Source organism: Methylobacterium sp. E-041 (assembly GCF_022829665.1).
Lineage (GTDB): Bacteria > Pseudomonadota > Alphaproteobacteria > Rhizobiales > Beijerinckiaceae > Methylobacterium.
The window spans coordinates 1-614 of the sequence record NZ_JAKSYQ010000055.1 but is presented as its reverse complement, the minus strand read 5'-3'; the positions used below and the strand labels follow the sequence as shown (position 1 = coordinate 614).

At 62.1% G+C, this 614-nt stretch carries 1 pseudogene; it reads right to left on the bottom strand.

Going from position 1 to position 614, the window contains the following annotated elements:
- Positions 1 to 614, bottom strand: a pseudogene (locus MKK70_RS04230) (hypothetical protein); the annotation flags it as partial.

Sequence of the window (614 nt, the reverse complement as noted above, 5' to 3'; positions counted from 1 at the left end):
GCTGTCGTAGTGTGCCAGCGGATCGATGTTGGCCGCCTTCACGTCGCTGTAGGCGGCCAGATAGCCCTTGGTGTCGAACACCGCGTTCGGGTTGCGGCCTTCGTGCCAACCGAAGTTCTCGTACTGCTGATAGGCAAACGCGAAGCTGTCGCCGCCGGCTGCGATCGCCGCCTTCGCCACGTCTGGGTTCGAGAGGAGGTAGTACTCGGCGTCGAAGCCCGGATGCGTGGCCAGATCGCCAGCTTTTCCGATGGCAGCGTACCCCTGCCGGCCTTCCGCTTGACCAAACGTCAGATAGTGGGTCAGCGGATCGATCCCCGCTGATTTCACGTCAGGATTGTTGGCGAGGTACAGCTCGTTGTCGAAGTTGGCAGACGGGTCACGCCCTTCCTTCCAGCCGAACTGGTCGTAGTGCGTCAGCGGGTTGATCCCAGCGGCCCGCACATCGGCATTGGCGGCAAGATAGCCGTTGGTCGAGAAGTCTGCGTTCGGATCACGGCCCTCGTGCCAACCCGACGCGTTGTAGTGGGTCGTCGGATCGACATGAGCCGCCCAGACGTCGGGGTTTGTCACGTCGTAGTAGAGATCATCGACGAGCGCTGAACCAGCGTGCT